Source organism: Edaphobacter aggregans DSM 19364, assembly GCF_000745965.1.
In the GTDB taxonomy this organism is placed as follows: domain Bacteria; phylum Acidobacteriota; class Terriglobia; order Terriglobales; family Acidobacteriaceae; genus Edaphobacter; species Edaphobacter aggregans.
In genome coordinates, this window is sequence record NZ_JQKI01000018.1 from 15,461 (window position 1) to 35,743 (window position 20,283).

Here is a 20,283-nt window from a genome sequence, read left to right on the forward strand (position 1 = left end):
GATCACAGCCACTTCATTCGGCGGAGAATCAGCAGCAGGGCGACCGTCGAGACGACGATGAGCCCGCTGACGTAGAGCGCGGCGTGCGGAGAATCCTCAAAGGGAAGGCCTTTGAGGTTCATGCCGTAGATGCCTGAGATGGCGAGCGCCGGCAGGGCGATGGTGCCGAGCACGGTGAGCACCTTCATCACTGCGTTGGTGCGATTCGAGACCGACGACAGATAGATATCGAGCGTGTTGTTGAGCATGTCGCGCTGTGTCTCGACCGAGTCGAGAAGGCGCGCGACGTGGTCGTAGGTGTCGCGAATATACAGTTGATGCTCGGCGTCGATGATGGTGTTGGGGTCGCGCTGCAGGTGCAGGCTGGCGTCGCGTGTATTGACGAGCACGCGGCGCAGATCGATCAGATCCCGCTTGAGGGCGAAGACCCGGTTCAGAATTTCGGGCGAGGGCGAGTCGAAGACTGCATCCTCAAGTTTGTCGATGTACTCGTCGAAGTGATCGATCGCCGTGAAGTAGTGGTCGACGATGGTGTCTAGGATCAGGTAGAGCAGGCGCGCCGGATGTGCATCGTCGCCGTCGCGGCGTGCGCGCTCGAGAGCCTCGCGGGTCGCAGGGCAGTCAGGATCATCGACGACGGTGATGAGGAAGTCCTTGCCGGCGAAGACGTCGATCGTCGAGAAGGCTGGCATCTCTTCACCGGGGTTATCGGGATCGGGGTGCAGAAATACGGGCTTGAAGACGGCGAAGGTGTAGAGCGCGCCGCTGTCAACCTTGACGCTCTCGTCCTGGCTGCGCACGTCTTCGACGTGCAGCGGGTGAAGGTTGTACTGGCGTGCGAGCTCATCGAGCCGGGGATCGTGCAGGTCTTCAAGCTGGTACCAGGGCATAGCGAGTATCTTTCCATTCTTGTGCCGTTCCGGGCGAGCAGAGCCGGTTGAGCCCGGCCGCCGGACGCAATCAGCATTCGTGAACCACGGCTCCCTGCCCCGACTCGATGTGCGTGATCTGGCCGTCGCGCATGTGCAGGATGCGGTCGGCGATCTGCGCGGCCTCGGGGTTGTGGGTGATCATCAGCACGGTCTGATTGAGTTCGCGGCTGGAGCGGCGCAGCATGTCGAGCACGGCGTCGGAGTTCTTCGTGTCGAGGTTGCCGGTGGGCTCGTCGGCCAGGACGATGGCCGGGCGCGAGATCAGCGCGCGGGCGATGGCGACGCGCTGCTGCTCGCCGCCGGAGAGCTCGCTGGGCCGATGGTCGAGCCGGCCCTGAATGCCGAGAATCTCGGTGAGGTGGTCCAGCAGGGCGCGGTCGATGGGCTGCTTCGACTGCTTGCCGAGGTTGGCGATGTCTTGCGCGATCTCGATGTTGCCCATTGCCGAGAGCGTGGGCAGAAGGTTGAAGCGCTGGAAGACGAAGCCGATCTTGGCGCGACGCATGCGCGTGCGCTCGAGGTCGGAGAGCCGGGAGAAGTCCGCGCCGTCGATGAGAAGGGAGCCCGAGGTCGCCGATGTGAGTCCACCGAGAATGTAGAAGAGGGTTGATTTGCCTGAGCCTGACGGGCCGACGATGGCGACGAACTCACCCGGCGTCACGGAGAAGCTGACCTTGCGCAGCGCCGGGACCTCAAGCTTGCCGGATCGGTAGGTCTTGCCGATCTCCCGAGCGACGATGATGGGTTCGATTGCGATTGCTGTTCTGGTGTTCGGGGCTTGCGGCGGAGTCGTGGTGGGGGTTGCCATGAGTTACCTTGAGTTTATCGTGAGTGGAACCCTTTGATGATGATGGGAATGAGCTGGGGCGAGCTTTTCCTGCTGGCGCTCGCCGCCTGGACCGCGGTGGGAGCGCTGGGAGTTACCGTGTCGTTGGCGCGGGGAGAGCGCACCCAAGCGAAGAGGCACATGGGCTGGATAGCGGCCGTCTGGCTCCTGTACCTGGCGATGCTCCTGACCGTATCGCTGACCGCCCGACCTCGCGAAGTGGCAGACGGAAAGGATCAGTGCTTCCACGAGATATGCCTTGCCGTCGTGAAGACGGACGTGATGCCGGGCTACCTGGCACAGAACGGCGAGCGCGTGGTGCGGGCGACGGTCCGGATGACCAATCGGTCCGCCGTGAGGGCGCGCCGCGATACCGGACTGCGCGCGTACCTGATCGACGCGCAGGGCCGCAGCTGGCACGAGGTTCCAGGACTGGAGGGCGTGCGGCTGACGGCAACCGTCGCTCCGCGGGGCTCAGTCATGAGCCAGCCGGTGTTCAAGGTGCCACAGGATGCCACGGGCCTCGGGCTGGTCTTCACCCATGGCCGCGGCCTGCCCGGCGCACTGGTGATCGGAGGCCCCGACAGCCTGCTGCACCCCCTCGTCATCGTCCCGTTGCGGCTCTAAGCGACGCTCTGCCCTCAGTTCCGTTGACAATGTAGAGACACAAAAAACGAGAGAGATTTCTTTTTTTCTGCAAAAGATTGCGAATTGAAGCGACTTAGCGCTGCATCCTCCACATTTCAAAGGGCCATGATTGGCATAGCAATTGCACTTAACGGTCCCCGTGCTGTACGGGCTCATTCCACGACGACCTCGGGCTGGATGCGACGTGGAGACGACACGACAAATGAATACCTTGAAGGGCTTCTGGCACGACTGGGATTACGAACGCAACTGATTGCAATTTGCCGGTTGCCTGCTGTTTTGCTCTTTTCCGGTTTCCTTGAGTTGAAGCCCTGAAGCAGATCCAGACACGCGATGCCCTGCCGCAAATGTTCCATGCGGAATACAGCGGCGTTTTGCTGGGCATCGGATTGGCCACTATGCGGCACGCGCCGCATAGACGGTGGAGCTTCGTCAACCAAGCCCTGGAGGCAGAAGTGAGAAAACTTGTTATCACACTAGTTGCAGCCTTAGTCGTCTCTGGCACGTCGTATGGTCAGAGCAATTCCAACGCAGGTACGGCGAAGAAGCAGAGCAAGACCAAAGCCCTGCGTGACAACCAGATGGATCGCGTGACTGCGGCCGGCGAGGAAAATACGGCGGCGGCAGCCAACAACTCCACCGTGACGGAGACCAATACCGGATCCGTGACCGTAGGTGGAAGCGTATTGCAAGGAGCTGCTGGCATCAATATCGTCAACTCCTCCGACGCCTTGGTCGCCAATGGCGTTAACGTAGTCAGCGCTACCGCTGGTGGTGCTGACGTTAGCCAGAGCAACGACATCTCCCAGGACAGCGCGCAGACGGCGAAGATCAAAGGCTACACCCGCGGAGCCAATATCCACGCAACGCTCTCGAAGTCTTCCGACGTTACGAAGAGCTTCTCGAGCAGCAGCAGCCTCGATACGTCCGTCGACGCGTCGAAGACGCATGATAAGAGCCTGACTCTCAGCCACGAGAAGACTGCGAGCCTGTCGACCGACTTCAGCTCCAGCCACGACTCGTCGCTGGATAAGACCTCGAGCAAGTCGGCTTCCCTGAGCGCGAGCAAGAGCTTCGACAAGTCGTCGGACAAGTCTCTGTCCGCTTCAGCCACCAACAACAAGTCGACGGATGCGTCGTTGTCCGCATCGGCTTCGAAGTCCCCCGACTCGTTTGACGCCTCGCTGGACGCCTCGTTCAGCAAGTCGCATGACAAGTCGGCCTCGCTGGATGCTTCGTCCAGCAAGTCGGCCAGCAAGTCGGCTTCCCTCGATGCCTCGTTTTCGTCGGATAAAGCCTTCTCGAAGACCAACTCGAGCAGCAAATCGGCGAGCCTGGACGCAAGCAAGTCCACCCACGACACCGCGGCCGCGACCGACAGCAAGAGCTCCACTTTCTCCGCGAGCCTCTCGAAGTCCAAGTCGAAGTCGTTTGACAGCCACTCGGTCAAGAGCCTGGACGCCACGCTTGACGTTGCCGGTGCAGTCTCCGTCGATTCCATATATGGCAAGAACATTGCCGTGGATGGATCGACAGTGACGGCGACCAACACCTACACGGTTGATCTCTCTGGCAGCGCGATGCAGGACGCCAAGGCGATCAACATCGTCAACGCAGCTGGCGGCATGGTTGCCAACGGCGTCAACGTGGCCCGTACGGCGAACATGAACTATTCTCCGTCGATCTGCCAGACCAACACCATCAGCCAGACCCGCTAACGCGAGGCGGGTGTGCGAGGCAGATCGCCTCTCACACCCGTTCGCTGCTCTTCACTGGATTCAAGGAGTGGTTATGCGACGAATTCTCGTGATAGCGGGCGTGATGCTGCTGAGTTCGGCGGGCCTCGCCCAGACCGCGACCCCAACCAGGGTTCCGGTCGGGGCTCAGACCAGGGCCAAACCCATGCCGATGAGCGACGCTGCGCTGGACAAGGTAACGGCCGGAACCGTCTCGGCCGGTGTCTCGGACGGCGTAGTGAAGTTCCAGGGGCAGACACCGACACCGAACGGGCTGGTCTCGAGCAGCGGTTCGCTTGCTCTTCAGGGCAGCTCCATCACCAACACCACCACCGGTACGCTGAGCATCAGCGGCAACGCACAGCAGAATCTGAGCTCGCTGGTGAACATCAACGCAGTGAACTCGAAGATCAACGTCCTGATGAATTTCAACATCAACATCAACTCGACCGTGGGTACGCTCACGCAGTCGAACCTGAAGGGAATACACTGATGCACTTTCCGTCTCATTGGTTCAAGGGCTTGACCGGGACGCTCGTCATCCTGATGGCGGGCGTCTCCCTTTGCCCTTCTTCCGCGCCGGCTCAAACCAGGGCCGACGCGGGAGTTCTTGGGGCTACCAAGAAGGTTCGCAGCATGAAAGAGATTCGCGGCGAGCGTGTCGTGCGGCAGAAGTGGGAGATGAGCTGCGGAGCCGCCGCATTGAGCACGTTGCTGACCTACGAGTTCAAAGACAACACACCGGAGACCGCGATCGTCGTGTGGATTCTGCATCGCGTAGATCCGGTGCGGGTAAGAGCGCGCGGCGGCTTCTCGCTGCTCGACCTCAAACGCTTCGCACAGGCCCGCGGCTACACCGCCGAGGGCTTCACCGGCATGTCGATGGAGGAGCTTGCAGCCGAGAAGTCCTCCGTCATCGTTCCCATACGGATTAAAGGCTTCGATCACTTCGTCGTCGTCCGAGGCATCGCCGACGGTCGCGTGGATATCGCGGACCCGGGCTTCGGCAACATCACGATGCGTGTCGATCGCTTCCAGACGTTGTGGAAGGAGGGGATCGTCTTCATCGTGCATCCTCCGAGCGATCTGATGATGACCGAACAGAAGCCCCTGATGTCCTCGCAGATCGTTCCGGACGCAACCATTATTCAGCGGGGCATCGGGACGGCACTCCCGGCCAACATGCTCTATTAGCAAAACGCAGTTCCGTCATGCAGAGTCTCGGTGCAGTCTTCAACAGGGGAAAGGCGGGCTCGATGTCGCAACAACGGGTGAGAAGATACGGCGCGAGGCTGTTGTGCGTCGCGGTATTGCTGTGGGCCGCAGGCATCGCATCGGCGGAACAGGCGGGCGAGGGCGGACAGAGCCCCCAGGCAGAGCACACTGCACAGGTCGAGGTGGCACAGGCACAGCAGGTGGCACAGGCGCAGCAGGCGCCGGCGCAGGCCCAGCAGACCTCCGCTCAGGCCCCGGCGCGGATACAGGATCCGATGGCCGTCGCCATCAATCAGCGTCTCCAGGATGCTCTGCGCGAACGCGACGCCATCATCCGCAATCTGCTGGAGCGCGTGCAGGAACTGGAGTGGAGGGTGAATGGAGGCTTCACCACCTCACCGAAGGATATGATGGCGGTGAATCCGGGAGCGAGCGGCCAGCCAGGCTCGAACAGCCCGGCCGTGCGCGTGGGAGCGTCGTCATCGGTGACCTCCGTGGTCACCAACTCTGGCTATGACGCCGAGGAACGGCAGGCGACACAGGCGCTCGACCAGGCGCTGATCGTGCGCGGCGGCCTTCTGCTGCCCAACGGAACGTTGGAGATCGACCACTCGACCTCGTACTTTAACTCGTCCTCGGACCGCATCAACATCAACGGCTTCGCTATTCTGCCCGTCCTCGTCGTCGGCGATATCGCGTCGCAGCGCATCCGCAAGGACCTGCTGCTGCCCACCTTCAGCACGCGCCTGGGCCTGCCCTACCGGCTGCAGTTCGAGGCCTACGTCCCCTACGGTTATGAGGTCTTTCGCACGGTCGATGCCAACAATCTGCAGACCTCGCAGAGCACCTTCGGGCTTGGCGATCTCACCTTCGGGCTCTCGCGGCAGCTTGTCTTCGAACACACCAAATGGCCTGACCTGCTGGCAAACGTGCGCTTCAAGACGACCACCGGCGTCGACAGTTTCAACCTCAGCAGCAGCCAGACCGCCCTGGGAACGGGCTTCTACGCCGTACAGGGCAACCTCACCGCGGCCAAGTCCAACGACCCGGTCGTCTTCTTCGGAAACCTCTCCTACACGGCGAACCTGAACGGAACCCACACGGTCTCTGCGAACGATCCGAACAATCCCGATCTGAAGATCCCCGGTCACTTTGAACCGGGCGACTCGGTCGGCTTCCAGCTCGGGTCGATCCTTGCATTGAACCCGGAGACCTCGATGACCATCGGCTGGGACCAGCGCTTCACCCGTTCGACGACTCTGAACGGGCAGAACATTCCTGCGTCGTATCTCGTCGAGGGCTCGCTGCGTCTCGGTGCCTCGTACCTCTATGCGCCAGGCAGGACCATCGACCTGAGCTTCGGCGTGGGACTGACGCCGGACACTCCTAACCTCCAGTTCTCGGTTGGACTCCCGTTCCGCCGCGCGCTGTGGAAACCCAAAGCCCGCGTGTACTGAACCGCGACGCGTTTCCTGTGGCTCAAGCAGCCGGGGAAACATCGGAAGACAGGGAAAATCACAATCTGATGACAACTCCGTGACACTTATCCGTCGCGGCGAGGCTAGTGTGGTTTCGTCGCTGGGTAAGTGCGACTCTCCTCCCCGTTGCGGAGAGAGGACGACCTTGTTCCTGCACAGGTTTTCCGTTCTTTTGGCGATGGAGTATGCATTGGGCGATGCTCCATCGCCTTTTTTTTGCGCTCAAGCCGGAGCGCTGCCCGCCGAGAGTAGCGAGTGAAGCGTCAGGTCCTCAATAAAACTGATCTCCAACCGCAGCGTCAGGATCTGGCCCAGGTCGGCCACCGTTGCTGCGTTCTTCCGGCAGTTGCACTGGTCCGTGAGGGCAAGGGGCGAGGCGCGCGTCAGCTCAAGCCCCGCGGCGATGATGGAGCCGTAGAGATCGACGATAGAGCGAAGCTGCACCTCCACACGGAACTCAACGGCGCTCGCCGAGAGCGTGCGCCGGTCGAGCACCCAGCCGCCGCAGTCTGCCAGCGCGCCGAGAACGTCAGGAAGCACATTGGCGCGGTCGTCGTAACTGAAGCTCTGGAGGTCGAGCGTTGGCAGGAAAGGCTTCTGGCTGCCGGGCTTGGAGTCATGCGTCATTACGCTCTTCATCGGAGACCGGGGCTTGAACCGTGATGATCGCCGCGGTACGGTGGTCATGTGACGGATGCGCAGGACAACGATGCGCAGATCACAGACGCGCAATTCAAAGACACGCAAACGGAGGCGGACAGATGGTTCTTGGGCTGGGCACGGACATGATCGAGATCGCGAGGATCGAGGAGAGCATCCGCCAGTTCGGTCAGCGGTTTCTCGATCGTGTCTACACGCCTGAAGAAATCGCCTACTGCCAGCGCAAGAAGAAGCACGCCGCCGAAAGCTTCGCCGCGCGCTTCGCCGCCAAGGAGGCCGGTGCCAAGGCACTCGGCACCGGCATCAGCCGCGGCATCAGCTGGAAGGAGCTTGAGGTGCGTCGCGAGCCGAGCGGCCGCCCCACGCTCCACCTCAGTGGACGCGCACTCGAGCGCGCCTCGGAGCTCGGCATCCGGCGCCTCTCGCTCTCTCTGACCCACGGCCGCGAGACAGCCCTCGCCATCGTCGTCGCCGAGGATGGATGTGGTGCCGATGCCATAAACTCCTTCTAGGAGACCTCCTCGTTTGACCGGCCAACAGACCCTCATCGCTCGCGCAGCCCTCGGTGTCCTTGCCGGCGCGTCCTCCTTTGCAGCCCTCTCCAGCCCCCGCCTCCAGCGCCTCACCGCCCCTCGCTTCGACCGCGTCGTGACCGCGGCCTTCCTCGTCAGCCGCCTCGGCCTATTCTCGATCATCTTTCTCGTCTTCCGCCTCACGCCCCGCGGCGACATCCCGGCCTACTACTGGACCGAAGCCCGCAATGTACAGGAGGGCCTGCTTCCCTATCGCGACTTCGCTTCCAGCTACGCCCCGCTGCACCCCTACCTCGACAGCCTGACCATCGCCCTCTGGCACACTCCGCTCGTCATCATCCTTCTCGCAATCCTGATCGAGGCCGCGCTTCTTCCGCTCTGGCTCCGCTTCGGGCGCACGCTGCTGGCCGAGCAGCAGCTGCGCACGGGCGCCCTGCTCTACCTCGCCAGCGCCGTTAGCCTCCAGTTCGTCACCATCGACGGTCAGGACACGGTCATCATCGGCGTTCTGCTCACCCTCGCTCTCTATCACCTCGCAAAGCAGCGGACGCTCTTCTCAGGAGCCTCCGTCGGCACAGCCGTCGCCGCCATCAAGTTCCTCCCTCTCATCTACGCCCCTGCCTTCTTTCTGGCTATACCTCGCCGGTGGCGCTGGGCGGCAGGCTTCCTTCTCCCCGTCCTCGCCGTCTACGGGGCGTTTACGGCGATGCGCCTGCCCATCTTCACGCCTCTCCGGCTGGAAGGAAACATCAAGAGCGCTGGCAACCTTCCCTTTCTGGTCGAGTCAGTCTTCGGGGTCACGCTTCCCTCGCGGCTCTGGGATGCGCTTTTGCTCGCTGTCTTTGCTGGAATCTTCCTCGTCGTCGTCCGTGCCAGCCGCAACTCCGGCGCGCCCGCACGGCTGCGCGTCATCGCCTTTGCCACCGCAGCTGTGACCCTAGCCCTGCTCCTGTTCTCGAAGAAGTCCTGGCCACCCTACCTGATGCTCTCGTTCTTCCCAATCTGCCTGCTGGTCGATGTCCGGCGCAGGGTCCAGACCCTGGGCTTCGTCTTCTTCAGCCTCGTCGCCGTCATCGAGCACAGCTACTGGGCCTCCCTTCTACACGAGCTCACTGCGCAGGAGCTCCACCAGGGCCTACTCTCCGGCCAACCGACCTATCTCGTCTTTCTGGGGCTTCAGATTCTGCTCGCGGCCGGCTACGGATGGCTGCTGGCGGCATCCGTCGGGCGCATTGCATCCTCCCCCGAAGCCACCCTGCCCACCGAGACGGCTCCCGAACCGCTGGCGGCCGCCAGCCATAGCTAGCGGGGCCCCCTGCGACCCGCATCTTCTGGTCCGCCATACCTTAACTCTCGAACTCTCGCTCCTCAGCAAGAACCTCGTTGACTCCCCATCCGTCCTCGGCTATTCTTAAATCTCGCGCAGTCTCGCGTCTGCACGACTGTGGGGGTAGTACGCCTCCGGTCGCGGCGGGATATCGTGGTGGATCCACCTGGGGCAGGTAATTCGCCCCCAAAGCACCCACACCTCAGGCCCCGAAACCAAGGCTCTGTGCGCAGCCTCAGACGATCGGCTTTCACGTGTTTGGGAGAACATCATCTCCCTGTCGCAGATTCCTTTCGTTAGGGACGTTTTTCGGTTCGTTACAGGCTTTCGCTTCAAACAGGCAGCACCCATTCGTTCCACCATTCTTCCGCAGCACGCCGAACAAGGAAGACGGCAGAAGTAAGGAGTAAACAAGACGATGTCCACCAGGATTCCGAGCGCGAAAGAGATTCAGCGCAAGTGGTTTGTCCTCGACGCCAGCGGCAAGACGCTTGGCCGCCTCGCCACCCAGGCAGCGAACGTGCTGTCCGGCAAGCTCAACCCGCTCTACACGCCCTACATCGACACCGGCGACCACGTCGTGATCATCAACGCCGAGAAGATCGTTCTCACGGGGCTCAAGGCTGACCAGAAGCTCTATCGCCGCTACACCGGCTTCCCCGGCGGTCTTCGCGAAGAGTCCTTCGTCAAGCTGCTCGAGCGCCGCCCCGAGGCCATCGTCGAGCAGGCCGTCAAGGGCATGCTGCCGAAGTCGAAGCTCGGCCGCCAGATGGCCACCAAGCTGAAAGTCTACAAGGGCGACAAGCACCCGCACCTGGCCCAGAAGCCAGAGCCGCTCGCAGTGACCGCCTAAGTTTTGTTAAGGGCACGGCTTCAGCCGTGCCGAGAGAGTTTTGAATCAACGATGGGGCTTTATAGCCCCTGAGGTTCTAGAAGGTTCAAGGAGCATCATGGCAGATCTCGTCCAGTACTATGGCACCGGCCGCCGCAAGAGCTCGATCGCGCGCGTCTTCCTGCGCCCGGGCAGCGGCAAATTTTCCGTCAACAAGAAGGACGTTGACGTCTACTTCGTTACCGCGCAGCAGCGCGCCGCCGCCAAGCGTTCGCTCGGCATCAACGACATCGGCGAGACCTTCGACGTCATCACCACCGTTCGCGGTGGAGGCGTGATGGGTCAGGCCGACGCCGTCAAGCTCGGCATCGCCCGCGCGCTCATGCAGTTCAACCCCGAGCTCCGCAAGGCGCTCAAGAGCGAAGGCCTCGTCACTCGTGACTCGCGCGCCAAGGAGCGCAAGAAGTACGGACAGAAGGGCGCTCGCGCACGGTTCCAGTTCTCGAAGCGCTAAGAGAGCTTTCCAGCGGATTCTTCTGCTGGTGCCCTTCGCCTCTGAGAACAATCGCTTTGGCAGGGGCCTGATCTGCACGATCGGGCTCCTGTTCGCATCACCCGCGGGACGGGCCTCACCTGCGGCAAGGAGTCCAATCTCCCCTGCGGGGGATAAATCCGGGTCCCGGATGTGCACACTCCGACAAGGGCCTCAACCAAGGAGCTCAATTTGGCAAACATCACGATGAAAGAACTGCTCGAAGCTGGCGTTCACTTCGGGCATCAGACCAAGCGCTGGAACCCGAAGATGAAGGAGTACATCTTCGGCGAGCGCAATGGAATTTACATCATCGACCTCCAGAAGACCCTCAAGATGTTCAAAGAGGCTTCGAAGTTCGTCACCGACCTCACCGCTCAGGGCAAGCTCATCCTCTTCGTCGGCACCAAGCGCCAGGCGCAGGATGCCGTCGCCGAAGAGGCCAACCGCGCGGGCATGCCGTACATCAACTCGCGCTGGCTCGGCGGCCTGCTCACCAACTGGGTCACCGTGCAGAAGTCGGTCAAGCGCCTGCAGGAGCTCGACGACATGTCGACCGACGGCCGCTACGAGCTGCTCACGAAGAAGGAAGTCATCAAGCTCGAGCGCGAGCGCAAGCACCTCTCGACGAATCTCGCCGGCATCAAGAGCATGAAGCGCCTTCCCGACGCGATCTTCGTCATCGACTCCAACAACGAAGCCATCGCCGTCTCCGAGGCCCGCAAGCTCGGCATCCCGGTCGTCGCCGTCGTTGACACCAACTGCGACCCGACCGTTGTCGACTACGTCATCCCCGGCAACGACGACGCTCTCCGCGCCATCCGCCTCTTCACCACGAAGATCGCCGACTCGGCCTACGAGGGAGCCCAGATGGTCTCCGAGCGCGCCTTCTCCGACGAGGTCGCCGACGTCCAGCAGGCCGAACTCTCGCCCGAGCACATCGGCGAAGAGGGCGAGCTTGCCGAGGTTCAGGCCTCCATCACCGCCGCCGATGCCGATGAGGACGACAACGTCGACCTCGCCGCCGTCCTCGGTGGCAACATCCGCAAGGCGCCAGCCGCTGCCTCCGTCGACGAGCCCGACACCGCCATCGCCGACGCAGGAGCCTAAGCCCCCAGGCACCGTATTTGCAGTGCCGTAACCGTCATCTGGTTTCATCAAGGGGGCGCGGGACAGATCCCGCGCCCCCTTTTCCTGAATCACGCTCTACACCAAGAAGGGAAACATCAATGTCTGAGACCGCTGTGAAGATCGATGCAAAACTCGTCAAGGAACTCCGCGAGAAGTCCGGTGCCCCCATGGGCGACTGTCTGAAGGCGCTCCAGGAGGCCAAGGGCGACATGGAAGAAGCCTTCGTCGTCCTCCGCAAGCGCGGCATGGCATCGGCCGCCAAGAAGGCCTCGCGCACCACCAACGAGGGCTCGGTCGGAACCTACATCCACGCCGGCGGAAAGATCGGCGTCCTCGTCGAGCTTAACTGCGAGTCCGACTTCGTCGCCCGCACCCCTGACTTCCAGGAGCTGCTCCGCGACATCGCCATGCACATCGCCGCCGCCGATCCGCGCTACGTCCGCCGCGAGGACGTCACGGCCGAGGACATCGAGCGCGAGAAGGAGATCTACCGCGCCCAGGCTGCCTCCACCGGCAAGCCACCCGCGATCATCGAGAAGATGCTCGAGGGCAAGATGAGCAAGTTCTACGAGGAGGTCTGCCTGCTCGACCAGCCCTTCATCAAGGAGCAGTCGCACACCATCGCGCAGATCATCTCCACCCGCGTCGCCAAGCTCGGCGAGAACATCTCCGTCCGCCGCTTCGCGCGCTTCAAGGTAGGCGACCCCAACTGGACCGTCGCCACCACCGCCCAGACCGCGTCGGAAGAGCCAACGGCATAAGCCAACCTCCGAATCCGCAGGATTCAACGAGCCCGGGCGACAGCCCGGGCTCTTCTTTTTGCACAGGTAAAAGGACCGATCATTCTACTGTCTGTCTTTCGTAAACTTGTCTGATTAGGAGCCGAAGAGGTCCGTTCGGTTTAGCAGATAGCGTCGCTCCTGCCGGGACCTTACCGTGCGTGAGTGCGTCAGAGCCGTCCAGATTCATTTCCGTGTACTGCTGTACCTGTGGGAACTCCACGCGGAGAGTTGACCCTGAAATACTTGTTACTAAGGTCTCATGTTCTGTGGTCGACGCTGCCGTGCTTTTCCAACCACCGGCGAATCCTGTAGACCAGACGTGCGCACAAAGGTGATGGTTTTGGTTTCCTTCGTGCCGTCCTCATGGATTCGGGTTGAAGTTTGCGTTAGCGTCTTCCCATCTGAAGAAATCTCTTGGTGCGATTTCGCGCCAATCTTGCCGTTTTCTTTCAACATCGTATCCAATTCTGTCGCCGTTGCCCGAGTGCACGTGACGGTAATGCGATCAATCTTCGGATATTTTTTGCCGTCACAGAAAAATCGATAACTGTAATTTCCATTGTCGATCTCGTAACCGTTCTGCTGAGAATCGTCATCGTGAAGGTTGGCCCTATTCGCGGACTCTTCGCGACGTTGAGCTTCCATGTAGCGTTCCATGCATTGTCCTTTGCTGAGCACGGTGTAACACTCGCCAAAGTCGATAGGAGGCCTGCGAGGACCATCGATCGTACCTTCATGCCTCTTATGATGAGGCACCATCGATTGACGCAGCAACAGAAAACATCTTCGACTCAAGCAGGCCACCGGCGTCATCGATCGCAAGACCGGCGAGGTCAAGCGCGAGGGCCTCATCAAGCCTGGAATCGGCGCACTGCTACAAGCGCCTCCCCGAGGTGCTCGCAGCACACGGCTCAACCATCCGCGTCCTGCACACGCTCACTCCCCTCGGAGTAGCGATGGCTGGATCCAACGACTTCGATCCCTACAAGGATTGACTCTTCCGAAAAGAGGGGCCGGGCATCTCTGCCCAGCCACTGCGAAGCGAAGAATCCCAGTATTCTGCCTTTGCCTTTGTTGCTGTTGCCGTTGCTTCTGAGGTAGCCCGGGCCTCTAAGGATCCCTGCAATAAGAGGGCTTTTAGCCCCTGAGGTATGCCCTCCTATCCGCCGCCATTCCCCAAAAAACCCAGCAAAATCGCCTGTCAAGGCCCAATTTGGCATATCTGTATGAAACCAAACGAGATATAAAGTGCCGATTAATTACGCTCCACCTGCCACACTGGATTTGTAGGCAAGAAAAGAGCCCGGCCAATGTGCCGGGCTCTTTTTATCTGCTCATAAGCCATTTCGTTTCAATATTTTTACCCATAAACCCTTATCTTTGAAGATTTTACCTTGTGGAAATCACATAAGTTCATGAAAACATGAGGCTTGCAAATATACCCTTGGGGGGGGTCCCCCAACAGTCAGTTCGGGCAAGCGCCTCGAACTCGAACAGACAGCGTCATTTAAGGCCTATCCACGCCATGCGATACTTGTACATAGCATGTACAAAAGAGTCCTCCTCAAGCTCTCAGGCGAAGCTCTGGCCGCAGGCCGAGGCTTCGGTATCGACGCCGTTTTCATCCACAAAGTAGCCGAAGAACTCGCAGCCGTTCATGCCCTCGGCTGCCAGGTCGGAATCGTCGTCGGAGGAGGTAACTTCTTCCGCGGCGTCGCCCAGCAGGCCATTGACATGGATCGCGTCGCCGCCGACCACATGGGAATGCTCTCCACGGTCATCAACGCCATTGCCCTGCAGGACGCCATCGAAAAACGAGGCATCTACTGCCGCGTCATGAGCGCCATCGAGATGCATCAGGTAAGCGAGCCGTACATTCGCCGCCGCGCCATTCGCCACTTCGAAAAAGGCCGCATCGTCGTCTTCGCCGCTGGCACTGGAAACCCGTTCTTTTCTACCGACACCGCAGCCGCGCTGCGTGCCATGGAGATCAAGGCCGATATTCTGCTCAAGGCAACCTCGGTCGACGGAATCTATTCGGCCGATCCCAAGAAAGTGCCCGATGCCGAGCGCTTTCCGCAGATCACTTACAACGACATTCTGCGCCTCAATCTAGGCGTCATGGATACGACAGCCGTCTCGCTCTGCCGCGATAACAACATGCCCATGATGGTCTTCAGCATGCGCGAGCAGGGCAACATCGTCCGCGTCGTCTCCGGCGAAAAGATCGGCTCGCTCGTCACTGCCTGAAAAACACGCTCCGCGTTCTTCGATTCTCCGCATCAAACGCCATCGGAAGCGCGTCCTAAACATACAGGATCGAACTTTGGCCTCCACCGCAACGACGCCGCTGGTCAAGCCGGCACGCAAGCCGCCGCTGCCTGCACTTACAGGCATTCGCACGCTGCTCGCGTTCAACATCGTCCTCTTTCACTTCACGCCTCCTCATCTCGGCCCGATTCGCCCCTTCGTCGAACACGGATTCGTCTTCGTCAACGTCTTCTTCCTGATCTCAGGCTTCATCCTCTCGTATAACTACTTCGATCGCGGCGCAAACCTGAACAAACGCGACTTCTGGTTCGCCCGCTTCTCGCGCCTCTATCCTGTCTATCTGCTGGTCCTGATCCTCTCCTTCAGGATGCTCGAGAACGAATGGTACGCGCGCTCGCACACCGAGTTCTGGCAAGGCCTCGTCCTCTCGCCACTGCTGCTGCAAGGCTGGAGCCCGTCGCTGGCCACCTTCTGGAACACCGTTGCGTGGACGCTCTCCTGCGAGGTCGCCTTCTACGCTGCCTTTCCCTGGTTGATTCGCCTTCCGTGGCCGCGCAAGCCATCGCGCCTCATCCTGCTGATCCTCGCGCTCTGGATCGTGAACCTCGCTCCGGCTGTGCTCTACATGCTGCGCAACCCAGATCATCTGACTGAGCCGATCACGCGATACACCTCGACCACGCTGATCCGCTTCCTGAAGTACACGCCGCTGCCCTACGCTGCAACCTTCCTCGCAGGAGTCGCACTCTCGCGCCTGCAGCTGACGACAACAGTCACAGAACGCCAGCGCCTTGCGATGGCCGCGGCGGCTCTCACTGCGCTCTTCCTCTTCTTCTATCTGGTGTCACCGCACGTTCCGTATCTCATCATTCACGGAGGACTGCTGCTGCCGCTCTTCGCCGCGCTCGTCTTCGGACTCAGCGGACCGCATGCAATCTCGTCCGTCTTCTCGTGGGGACCGCTTCTGCTGATCGGCGAGAGCAGCTACTGTCTTTACCTGCTCCACTTCAACGTCTTTCAGCTGATCCACATGTACCGTCTGCCGGAACGGCTGCATGTCGCGGCGCTCGACCCGTGGATCTCTTACGCAGCGCTCATCGTGCTCTCAATCGTCGTCTACCGCTTCGTCGAGAACCCTGCACGAAAGACGCTGCTGCGCCTCTTCCCTCCTGCCTCGCGCAGGCCTGCCTGAAGCAGGAGTTGCTTCGGGAGATGCGGAAAGGCCTCGCTTCCGAAGCGAGGCCTTTCGTTTTTGAGTTTGTCAGGAGCTTATGGATTGACGACCTGCGTTGCATGCGCGCCGTTTGCGACTGCAACAACACAGCTTGGAGTTCCGGTCGCCGGAAACGGCGTGTTCTGGACGTTCTTCAGCGTTCCGTTGTGCGGATCCAGCTGCAGGCCGGTGGTCGTGTTGTCGAGGTTGTTCGACGAGTAGAGGTAGATTCCCAGCGCCGGCTCGATCGCGAGGCACGTAGGTCCAGTTCCCACCTTGGTGGAACCCGAGCCAACCGAGCCGACCGGAGCTCCAGTCGGCTGATCGATGGCATACGCACTGACCGTGTTGTCGTTGAAGTTGGAGACATACAGGAACTTGCCCCGCGGATCGACCGTCACCGCAACCGGAAGCAGTCCGGTGGCGAACGGCGAGTTCTGCATGGCCTGCAGGATGCCGCCCGCAAGGACGACGCTGGCGTAGAGCTGATTGGTCGCGCGATCCGTGACGTAGACGAAGCGCGAGGTCGGGTCTTCGGCGATCGCGCTCGGAACCGTTCCTGCTCCGTAGCCTTTTGCAACCGTCCTTCCGCTTGCATCGGTCGAGATCGTCGTGGGCCCAATCGGAGTCAGCGCTCCGGAGGTGGAGTTCTGCGAGAACGCCAGAAGCTGTCCGAACGGCGAGGCCGAGCCGACCGCAGGCTCCGCATCGATCACGTAGACGAAGTTGTTGAAGTCGCTGGCGACGACTCCCACCGGATTGTTGCCCAGAAGCAGATTCGCGGGCGTGCCCAGCGAGTTATCCGAGTTGACGGGGAAGATGTTGACTCCGCCCGGACCAGGATTCGCCGCCGAATACCCGGTCTGATAGGTATAGGTGACGTATAGGAACTTGCCCGCCGGGTCGATGGCCGCGGCCGTCGGATGGCTTCCCGTATTGTAGGTGTTCTTCGAGGTCAGCTTTCCGTCGCTGGCAACAGCGAACACCTGCACGGTCGAGTCGCCCTGGTTGATCACATAGAGGAAGAAGCCCGCGGGAGCGGTAATGATGGCGACGGGAGTGTTGCCAGCTGCGACCGGCGATCCCGGCAAGGGGACCAGAGCGCCGGACTGATAGTCGGCAGCGTATTCGTTGATGCCACTGGACGACGTTGCATAGACGTAGGCGACCGTGTAGTCGCGGGTGCATGCGGTGAGGCCAACCACCGCGCTCAGCAGCGCCGCCGAGGCAGACCGTGCGATCACGGAGGCCGGCGTTGCGGCCTTCCCTCTGGACATCGATCCGAAGATCTTTCCTGTCAAACTCATCTGTTTCCTTCATCCCGGCGGTTTCGCCCGCCGTCTTCCATCAAGTCTAACGTCACACTCTGCTACCGGATCAACGTCCCGGAATGGCCGGCACCGTCACCAGGCAGGAGGGTAAAAGGTTCGCCGTAAAGGGCGTGTTCTGAATCTGCCTCAGGCTTCCATCGGACGCGCTCAACTGCGTTCCCGAGACGGAGTTGCTCAACTGGTTGGAGGCATAAAGATAGATGGCATGCGTCGGCGAGCCCGTGCTGGGAGCGCCGATGATCGACAAGCACGTCGGGCCAGTACCGACCTGTACGCTCGTGGCAACGCTGGACGGAACCGGTGCGCCGTTGGCAGCAAAGGTGTATCCGTTGATCGACCCCGCACTGTAGCTTGCGACGTAGAGATACTTGCCGCTCATGTCGATCGTCATGCCCGCGGGCGCGGAGTCAGTCTTCGCCGTCGCGATCAGGCTGGGTACGCCGTCGGCGGCAATCGAGTAGCCTATGACCGCGTTCGAGGCACTGTCAGTCACGTAGAGATGGCTCGCCGCTGCATCGATGATGATTCCCGCGGCGTTCACGCCGGACTGGAATCCGGTCGAGGGCACGTTGCCCGGATTGATGGTCACGCCAGGCAGCGGAGTCAGCATGCCATTACTCGTGTTCGCCGAGAAGCCGAAGAGGTTCGCCGTGGTCGCGGAGTCCTGCGCGATGACGTAGACGAAGTGATTCTTGCTGGTGGCGGTGATCTTCACCGGATTGCGCCCCAGATTGAACGTCGAAGGCGAGCCGAGCGAGCCGTCACTATTGATTGGGAAGATGGTCACGCCGCCGGGACCGGGATTCGCCGGAGTGTAGAGCTGCTGCAGCGAGCCGTCAGGAAGGATCGTGTTCTGGTAGGTGAAGGTGACGTAGAGGAACTTGCCCGCGGCGTCGATGGAGGCATCCGTGGCAAAGCTGCCGGTGATGTTGTAGGTCTTCTGCGGGTAGATCTTGCCGTCGGTTCCGATGAGGAAGTGAACGACGCTGGAGTCGTCGCGATGGATCACGTAGATGGAGAGGTTGTCCGGCGAGGCGACCACGGTCACGGGATTCTTTCCGCCCGAGGGGATGGGGGAGTTGGCGAGCTGCACCAAGGAGCCCTGCTGGTAGTCAACCTTGTAGCCGTTGACGAGGCCGGCCGTAGACTGCGCCGTGGTGGCGTAGACATAGCCGACCGTGTAGTCGCGGCCGCACGCCGTCAGGCCGAGCCCCATCGCCACGGACACAATCGAGGCTATCGCTCTTTGGCCCACTGTCTTCAACGTCATGCGATTCCCTTACTCCAATTGCCGATCATCTCCACAGACCCTGGCTGATTCCCAAGCCAAGGCTGCGGCACTGTGCTGTTCCGTTGATCTGCCCCGGCTAGTTGACGTTTCCGCTGAGCGTCAGGCAGGTTGGCTGCCCAACCGTCGGGAACGAAGAGCCACGCGTCAGTTCTCTCAGCTCGCCGGTGTTGGAATCGATTCGCCTACCAGTGAGCGTTCCATCAATATTGTTCGAGGTGTACACGTACTGATTAGTCGGATCCTCGACCATGCACATCGGCCCTGCGCCGACAGCATACGGATTGCCCGCAGAGGGGCTTCCTCCGGTACCGAGCGGAAAGACCTTGCCGGTCGTCGCATCGATGGTGAAGGCCGAGATGGAGCTGGTCTTGTTCTGTGGGTCGAGCGACGACTCGTTCAGCACATAAAGCGTCTTGCCCTTGTTGTCCGCCATCGAGTAGACCGGGTTCGAGGTGAGCGGAAGGTTGTTGACAGGTCCTCCGGTCAGGGTGTTCAGCGAACATGCCGCTGATCCTGTTCCCACGGTGTAGGGCAGGATGCGGCCGCCCGGGCTATCAGACGTCGGCGCGGCATCGGTGAGATAGACGTAGTTCCCGCTGGTGCTGATCGAGGTCAGGTTGCCGGCGCCGGTCGTGATGGTCGAGTTCGCCGTTAGCGTAAGCTGCCCGTTCGAGCCTACGGCATAGGGGAAGACGGTCTGATTACCCGAGTCGACGGTAAAGACGCAGCCGCCGGAGACGCGCATCATCAGAGGCTTGGGTCCAACCGGGAAGAAGGTCAGCTGCGTCTGGTTGCTGTCCTTGATCTGCTGATTGGGAACCAACTGCAGGCGGCCCGTATTCTGGTCGATGGCAAAAACCGTGATGTCGCCCAGTCCATTCGGATTCGGATACTCCGGCGTGTCCGGATAGAGCGTGTCGAGCACGTAGAGGAAGCCGCCGGTCGAGTCGACCGTCGCCCACACAGGAGTCGATCCGCGACTGGTGAAGGACTGCTGGAAGGTCAGAACACCGTCGCCGCCCACGCTGTAGAGCGAGATATTGCCGCCAGTCGTGGCGTCGCCCTTATTGACGATGTACACGTATCGGCCGCCTGGCTTGAGGGCGATGGAGACGGGATTGGTTCCGTTGGAGCTGAAGGGCGAGCGTACGACCTGCGTGAGGTTGCCGGTGAAGTCGTCGACTTTGAATCCGCCGATCTGGTTGTACTGCGTGCCGAGAACCCAGATGAATGCGATCGTGCCACCGCCGCACGCCGTCATGCCCAGACCCATTGCAACGGACACTACCAAGGCCATTGAAACCCGGCCAATCCTGCTCAACCTCATGCGCTTCCTTAATCCTCGCCGGCGCCGGCTTCCTGCGCCGCCTGTTGCGAGCAAACTCTTTAGGGATAAATTCCTCTGCCAATTGTAGAAGGAGAGAGGAGTTTGTGCCACCTTCGGGTCATGGAATCCTCCATTCCACCATGCTCTTCGGCGCCGAGAGTCTGTCTTCGAGGGCAAGTTTCCGACGGAAAGCCCGGACCGAAGCCCGGGCTTTGTAT

The 20,283-nt window shown here is 61.0% G+C and carries 20 protein-coding genes; 13 read left to right on the forward strand and 7 right to left on the reverse strand.

Annotation, left to right across the window (positions count from 1 at the left end):
* Nucleotides 1-2: 2 nt before the first annotated feature.
* Nucleotides 3-890: a magnesium transporter CorA family protein gene (locus Q363_RS09110; RefSeq protein WP_035349504.1), complete on the reverse strand. Its 888-nt coding sequence runs from the start codon at nt 888-890 to the stop codon at nt 3-5.
* A 70-nt stretch (nt 891-960) separates the two neighbouring features.
* A complete protein-coding gene (locus Q363_RS09115) occupies nt 961-1,740 on the reverse strand; it encodes an ABC transporter ATP-binding protein (RefSeq protein ID WP_084080173.1) in 780 nt (259 codons plus the stop codon).
* Between the two features lie 36 nt (nt 1,741-1,776).
* Between Q363_RS09115 and Q363_RS09120 the strand changes: the two genes are divergently transcribed.
* The 5 genes from Q363_RS09120 (at nt 1,777) to Q363_RS09140 (ending at nt 6,814) form a co-directional block, all read left to right on the forward strand.
* Nucleotides 1,777-2,385, forward strand: coding sequence for a hypothetical protein (locus Q363_RS09120; protein ID WP_035349505.1), 609 nt, complete (start codon nt 1,777-1,779; stop codon nt 2,383-2,385).
* A gap of 476 nt (nt 2,386-2,861) precedes the next feature.
* Nucleotides 2,862-4,124 carry a hypothetical protein gene (locus Q363_RS09125; protein WP_157466681.1) on the forward strand — a complete coding sequence of 421 codons (1,263 nt, stop codon included), beginning with the start codon at nt 2,862-2,864 and terminating at the stop codon, nt 4,122-4,124.
* A 73-nt stretch (nt 4,125-4,197) separates the two neighbouring features.
* Nucleotides 4,198-4,635, forward strand: coding sequence for a hypothetical protein (locus tag Q363_RS09130; protein WP_035349507.1), 438 nt, complete (start codon nt 4,198-4,200; stop codon nt 4,633-4,635).
* Entirely contained in the window at nt 4,635-5,336 is a 702-nt protein-coding gene (locus Q363_RS09135) for a C39 family peptidase (RefSeq protein ID WP_051978586.1), read from the forward strand. The genes Q363_RS09130 and Q363_RS09135 overlap by 1 nt, the downstream gene beginning before the upstream one ends.
* A 62-nt stretch (nt 5,337-5,398) precedes the next feature.
* The gene (locus Q363_RS09140) at nt 5,399-6,814 is read left to right on the forward strand and encodes a transporter (protein ID WP_157466683.1); all 1,416 of its coding nucleotides are present in this window, start codon (nt 5,399-5,401) and stop codon (nt 6,812-6,814) included.
* A gap of 243 nt (nt 6,815-7,057) precedes the next feature.
* On the opposite strand, the gene Q363_RS09145 is transcribed toward Q363_RS09140, so the two are convergent.
* On the reverse strand, nt 7,058-7,462 hold the full coding sequence (locus Q363_RS09145) for a hypothetical protein (protein ID WP_245632124.1): 405 nt from the start codon (nt 7,460-7,462) through the stop codon (nt 7,058-7,060).
* 134 nt (nt 7,463-7,596) lie between these two features.
* Here Q363_RS09145 and acpS point away from each other — a divergent pair, with 134 nt between their 5' ends.
* The 6 genes from acpS (at nt 7,597) to tsf (ending at nt 12,611) form a co-directional block, all read left to right on the forward strand.
* Nucleotides 7,597-8,007, forward strand: a complete 411-nt coding sequence (acpS, locus tag Q363_RS09150; RefSeq protein ID WP_035349509.1) for a holo-ACP synthase — start codon at nt 7,597-7,599, stop codon at nt 8,005-8,007.
* A 13-nt stretch (nt 8,008-8,020) separates the two neighbouring features.
* The gene (locus tag Q363_RS09155) at nt 8,021-9,334 is read left to right on the forward strand and encodes a hypothetical protein (RefSeq protein ID WP_035349510.1); all 1,314 of its coding nucleotides are present in this window, start codon (nt 8,021-8,023) and stop codon (nt 9,332-9,334) included.
* Between the two features lie 439 nt (nt 9,335-9,773).
* Nucleotides 9,774-10,208, forward strand: a complete 435-nt coding sequence (gene rplM / locus Q363_RS09160) for a 50S ribosomal protein L13 (protein ID WP_035349511.1) — start codon at nt 9,774-9,776, stop codon at nt 10,206-10,208.
* A 97-nt stretch (nt 10,209-10,305) separates the two neighbouring features.
* Entirely contained in the window at nt 10,306-10,701 is a 396-nt protein-coding gene (rpsI, locus tag Q363_RS09165; RefSeq protein WP_035349512.1) for a 30S ribosomal protein S9, read from the forward strand.
* 210 nt (nt 10,702-10,911) lie between these two features.
* Nucleotides 10,912-11,829 carry a 30S ribosomal protein S2 gene (gene rpsB / locus Q363_RS09170; protein WP_035349513.1) on the forward strand — a complete coding sequence of 306 codons (918 nt, stop codon included), beginning with the start codon at nt 10,912-10,914 and terminating at the stop codon, nt 11,827-11,829.
* 119 nt (nt 11,830-11,948) lie between these two features.
* The gene (tsf, locus tag Q363_RS09175; RefSeq protein ID WP_051978587.1) at nt 11,949-12,611 is read left to right on the forward strand and encodes a translation elongation factor Ts; all 663 of its coding nucleotides are present in this window, start codon (nt 11,949-11,951) and stop codon (nt 12,609-12,611) included.
* A gap of 270 nt (nt 12,612-12,881) precedes the next feature.
* Here the strand turns inward: tsf and Q363_RS09180 are convergent, their stop codons facing one another.
* Nucleotides 12,882-13,289: a hypothetical protein gene (locus tag Q363_RS09180; protein WP_157466685.1), complete on the reverse strand. Its 408-nt coding sequence runs from the start codon at nt 13,287-13,289 to the stop codon at nt 12,882-12,884.
* 888 nt (nt 13,290-14,177) lie between these two features.
* Here Q363_RS09180 and pyrH point away from each other — a divergent pair.
* Both pyrH and Q363_RS09190 read left to right on the forward strand, forming a co-directional pair.
* Nucleotides 14,178-14,882, forward strand: a complete 705-nt coding sequence (gene pyrH / locus Q363_RS09185; RefSeq protein ID WP_035349515.1) for a UMP kinase — start codon at nt 14,178-14,180, stop codon at nt 14,880-14,882.
* A 76-nt stretch (nt 14,883-14,958) separates the two neighbouring features.
* Entirely contained in the window at nt 14,959-16,095 is a 1,137-nt protein-coding gene (locus tag Q363_RS09190; protein WP_051978588.1) for an acyltransferase family protein, read from the forward strand.
* Nucleotides 16,096-16,172: 77 nt separating this feature from the next.
* Here Q363_RS09190 and Q363_RS09195 read toward each other — a convergent pair whose 3' ends face one another.
* From Q363_RS09195 to Q363_RS09205, 3 genes are all read right to left on the reverse strand, one after another.
* The gene (locus Q363_RS09195) at nt 16,173-17,423 is read right to left on the reverse strand and encodes a lactonase family protein (RefSeq protein ID WP_051978589.1); all 1,251 of its coding nucleotides are present in this window, start codon (nt 17,421-17,423) and stop codon (nt 16,173-16,175) included.
* 70 nt (nt 17,424-17,493) lie between these two features.
* Nucleotides 17,494-18,717 carry a lactonase family protein gene (locus tag Q363_RS09200; protein ID WP_035349517.1) on the reverse strand — a complete coding sequence of 408 codons (1,224 nt, stop codon included), beginning with the start codon at nt 18,715-18,717 and terminating at the stop codon, nt 17,494-17,496.
* Between the two features lie 97 nt (nt 18,718-18,814).
* Complete coding sequence (locus Q363_RS09205; protein WP_035349518.1) at nt 18,815-20,035, reverse strand: lactonase family protein; 1,221 nt, start codon at nt 20,033-20,035, stop codon at nt 18,815-18,817.
* Nucleotides 20,036-20,283: the final 248 nt, after the last annotated feature.

Excerpts from the sequence above, each read along its gene's own strand:
- Q363_RS09110 (WP_035349504.1), bottom strand. The coding sequence starts at position 890 with ATGCCCTGGTACCAGCTTGAAGACCTGCACGATCCCCGGCTCGATGAG.
- Q363_RS09115 (WP_084080173.1), bottom strand. The coding sequence starts at position 1,740 with ATGGCAACCCCCACCACGACTCCGCCGCAAGCCCCGAACACCAGAACA.
- Q363_RS09120 (WP_035349505.1), top strand. The coding sequence starts at position 1,777 with ATGATGATGGGAATGAGCTGGGGCGAGCTTTTCCTGCTGGCGCTCGCC.
- Q363_RS09130 (WP_035349507.1), top strand. The coding sequence starts at position 4,198 with ATGCGACGAATTCTCGTGATAGCGGGCGTGATGCTGCTGAGTTCGGCG.
- Q363_RS09135 (WP_051978586.1), top strand. The coding sequence starts at position 4,635 with ATGCACTTTCCGTCTCATTGGTTCAAGGGCTTGACCGGGACGCTCGTC.
- Q363_RS09140 (WP_157466683.1), top strand. The coding sequence starts at position 5,399 with ATGTCGCAACAACGGGTGAGAAGATACGGCGCGAGGCTGTTGTGCGTC.
- Q363_RS09145 (WP_245632124.1), bottom strand. The coding sequence starts at position 7,462 with ATGACGCATGACTCCAAGCCCGGCAGCCAGAAGCCTTTCCTGCCAACG.
- acpS (WP_035349509.1), top strand. The coding sequence starts at position 7,597 with ATGGTTCTTGGGCTGGGCACGGACATGATCGAGATCGCGAGGATCGAG.
- rplM (WP_035349511.1), top strand. The coding sequence starts at position 9,774 with ATGTCCACCAGGATTCCGAGCGCGAAAGAGATTCAGCGCAAGTGGTTT.
- rpsI (WP_035349512.1), top strand. The coding sequence starts at position 10,306 with ATGGCAGATCTCGTCCAGTACTATGGCACCGGCCGCCGCAAGAGCTCG.
- tsf (WP_051978587.1), top strand. The coding sequence starts at position 11,949 with ATGTCTGAGACCGCTGTGAAGATCGATGCAAAACTCGTCAAGGAACTC.
- Q363_RS09180 (WP_157466685.1), bottom strand. The coding sequence starts at position 13,289 with ATGGAACGCTACATGGAAGCTCAACGTCGCGAAGAGTCCGCGAATAGG.
- pyrH (WP_035349515.1), top strand. The coding sequence starts at position 14,178 with ATGTACAAAAGAGTCCTCCTCAAGCTCTCAGGCGAAGCTCTGGCCGCA.
- Q363_RS09195 (WP_051978589.1), bottom strand. The coding sequence starts at position 17,423 with ATGAGTTTGACAGGAAAGATCTTCGGATCGATGTCCAGAGGGAAGGCC.
- Q363_RS09200 (WP_035349517.1), bottom strand. The coding sequence starts at position 18,717 with ATGACGTTGAAGACAGTGGGCCAAAGAGCGATAGCCTCGATTGTGTCC.
- Q363_RS09205 (WP_035349518.1), bottom strand. The coding sequence starts at position 20,035 with ATGGCCTTGGTAGTGTCCGTTGCAATGGGTCTGGGCATGACGGCGTGC.